General features: G+C 32.8%; 5 protein-coding genes. 4 read left to right on the forward strand and 1 reads right to left on the reverse strand.

All coding sequences use genetic code 11. The features are described from left to right. Positions 1 to 234: 234 nt before the first annotated feature. Positions 235 to 525, reverse strand: coding sequence for a hypothetical protein (locus tag AB8B65_RS16120; RefSeq protein WP_405302298.1), 291 nt, complete (start codon positions 523 to 525; stop codon positions 235 to 237). 76 nt (positions 526 to 601) lie between these two features. Here AB8B65_RS16120 and AB8B65_RS16125 point away from each other — a divergent pair, with 76 nt between their 5' ends. The 4 genes from AB8B65_RS16125 to AB8B65_RS16140 all read left to right on the forward strand — a co-directional run. After that, positions 602 to 1,189: a Crp/Fnr family transcriptional regulator gene (locus AB8B65_RS16125; protein WP_405302299.1), complete on the forward strand. Its 588-nt coding sequence runs from the start codon at positions 602 to 604 to the stop codon at positions 1,187 to 1,189. Positions 1,190 to 1,226: 37 nt separating this feature from the next. After that, positions 1,227 to 1,982: a Rossmann-like and DUF2520 domain-containing protein gene (locus AB8B65_RS16130; RefSeq protein WP_405302300.1), complete on the forward strand. Its 756-nt coding sequence runs from the start codon at positions 1,227 to 1,229 to the stop codon at positions 1,980 to 1,982. Then, on the forward strand, positions 1,972 to 2,502 hold the full coding sequence (locus AB8B65_RS16135; protein WP_405302301.1) for a KdsC family phosphatase: 531 nt from the start codon (positions 1,972 to 1,974) through the stop codon (positions 2,500 to 2,502). Before AB8B65_RS16130 ends, AB8B65_RS16135 begins: the two co-directional genes overlap by 11 nt. Positions 2,503 to 2,513: 11 nt before the next feature. Next, on the forward strand, positions 2,514 to 3,088 hold a 575-nt coding region (locus AB8B65_RS16140), incomplete at its 3' end, for a UbiA family prenyltransferase (RefSeq protein ID WP_405302302.1).

Below are 3,088 nucleotides of genomic sequence, written 5' to 3' on the forward strand. Positions count from 1 at the left end.
TATTTGTTTACAAAGAATAAACTGCTTTCCCAAAAATCCGTTAAATGTTCTAAGTGTGCTTCCCAATGTGTAATTTGAGCATTAAAAATTGGTCCTAATAATTCATCTTTTCTAATTTTTTCATAAAAAGTTGTTACCAAATGGTGTACATCTTCCCTATTTCGAATATCATTTTTCATTGAATGATTTTTGGTTTTGCAAAAAAAGCATTTCTATTTAAAATAATCAAATTTTTCAATCTAATATAGTATTTATAATAATAAATATCACATTAGACAATAAACTTAATATCAACATATTAAATACTAGTTTCCCTTTTAGTTGTGCTAAAATTGCAGCATTGTAAAACATACAGAATATAACACACAGAAATAATTGTACTAATGAAGAAATTGTATCAAGCCCACTCATTAAAATATACATTGCAGCAATTGATCCGATACAACTTTGAAGAATGATTGTTAATGGAATATACATCATGTATTTGTCCTGAAACTCGTTGTAGTATTTTGTATATAAAGTCATTTTTTGTATGTTTTTTTATTTACTACAAAGTTCTATCAACTACTTTTGTTATTTTATGATCTTAATCATATAAAGCATGGTTTCTGAAGAAAAATTATTAGATTTTAATGCGACTGTGGTCGAATATGCAAAAAATGAACTCATTTTCAGTGTACAACAACAAGCGCTTTTTTACTATCAAATTAAAGATGGTGCCGTAAAAATGTATAATACTACGGATGATGGAAAAGAATTTATACAAGGTATTTTTGAAGCATCTAAAAGTTTTGGCGAACCACCATTATTTGGTGATTTTCCCTATCCCGCGAATGCGATTGCCACAGAGAAAACAAAATTATACAAACTACCAAAAGCTACTTTTTTCAAATTACTAGAAGCAAATTTTGATGTACACATTCAACTCACGCAAAACTTATGCAACCGATTGCGATATAAATCGATGATAATGAAAGAAGTATCTGTGCACAAACCAGAACATCGAATTTTATCACTATTACAACATCTGAAAGCAGAATCGCAAACAACTTCTGATTATTTGGTAAAATTGACACGACAACAAATTGCAGATTTAACAGGTTTACGCGTAGAAACTGTTATTAGAGCTATTAAAATACTGGAAGAAGCTGGCAATTTGAAACGAATAGCACGAAAAGTATATCTCTAAAGTTTCAAAAACCGTAAAGTGTTGTTATTTTAGCAATATGATAAAAATTGTCATTTTAGGTGCTGGAAATATTGCTCAACATTTGTATGAGGTGTTTCAAACAATAAAAACATTTGATGTTGTTCAGGTATACAACAGATCTGAGAAAGCGTTATCGTATTTTAAAACTACAGCTACAACGACCAACTTAAAAAATCTAGCGGAAGCTGACATATACATAATTGCCGTTGCAGATGATGCCATTACGAGTATTGCCAACAAATTACCGTTTACAAATCGGTTAGTTGTACATACTTCGGGAAGTGTTTCTATGCACGAATTGCATAAAAAAAATAGACGCGGCGTTTTTTATCCATTGCAAACTTTTACAAAAGGCGCACACGTTGATTTTTCTAAAATTCCAATTTGTTTGGAAACTGGTGAGAAATCCGATTTCAAAATTTTAGAAACCATTGCAACAGCTATTGGAAGTACTTCGTATAAAATTAGTTCGGAACAACGTCGTGCTTTACACGTTTCTGCTGTATTTGTAAACAATTTCAGTAATCATTTATACCGAGTTGCACATGAAATTTGCGAAACTAATAATGTTCCTTTCGAAATTTTAAACCCACTCATTCAGGAAACTGCCAACAAAATTAATACAGTAACGCCGTATATGGCACAAACTGGACCTGCAAAACGCGGCGACGAAAAAACAATTAACGATCATTTAGCGAAATTAGATAAAGACATTCACAAAGAAATATATACATTGCTGACGCAATCAATTGCAAAAACCTATGGGAGATAGAAGCTACAAAGAATATTTAAACGACATTACTACGCTTATTTTTGATGTAGATGGCGTATTAACAGACGGAACCGTTACAGTAACTTCTTCAGGAGAAATGCTGCGTCGCATGAACATTAAAGATGGTTACGCACTCAAAGCTGCTGTAAAAGAAGGTTATAATGTGTGTATTATTTCTGGCGGAACCAATGAAGGCGTTCGCAAGCGTTTGCAAGGTTTGGGCATTACAGATATTTACTTAGGCGCACACCAAAAAGTGATCCAATTAGAAGAATACCTCACTCAAAAAAATGTAAAACTTGAAAATGTATTGTACATGGGCGATGATATTCCAGATATTCCCGTTTTAAAACAAGTTGGATTGTCCTGTTGTCCGCAAGACTCCGCGTATGAAGTTTTAGAAATTTGCAAGTATATTTCGCATGTCGATGGCGGAAAAGGTGCTGCCAGAGACGTTATTCGTCAAGTAATGAAAGTACAAGGAAAGTGGGATAATAATTTTGATGCTAAATACGATTAAATTAACAATTCATGACAGCGTTTTTACAACTCATTCGTTTTCCAAACATGGTCATGATTGCCTTGACGCAATTCCTCTTTTACTATTATTGGATTGTTCCTTTTGATGATTGCCACATAAAGTCAGACTTGTTTCTGTGTGTTATGATAGCAACGATTTTCATTGCCGCAGGCGGAAATATTATCAACGATATCTTTGATGTAAAAACCGATCGGATCAACAAACCCAAGCGAATGTTTATTGATACGTTTATCTCCAAAAAGAAAGCGTATGTATTTTATTTCTTTTTCACTTTCGTTGGAATTGGCATAGGAAGCTACGCTGGTTTCGCAATAAACCATAATTGGGTTTCTTTGATTTTCATCGGAATTGCTGTATTATTATTCTTGTACAGTTCGCACTTAAAAAGCATTCCATTAGTTGGAAATATTGTTGTTTCTGCTTTAGTAGCAAGTAGTTTATTCATCCTGATTGCATTTGATAAAGGACACACAATTCGCGGCAAGCACTTAGTATTTTTTAAAGATGTTTCTCTCATTGCTATATATATTTATGGAGCGTTTGCTTTTTTAATCAATCTCATGCG

This window comes from Kordia sp., assembly GCF_045105435.1.
Taxonomy (GTDB): Bacteria; Bacteroidota; Bacteroidia; order Flavobacteriales; family Flavobacteriaceae; genus Kordia.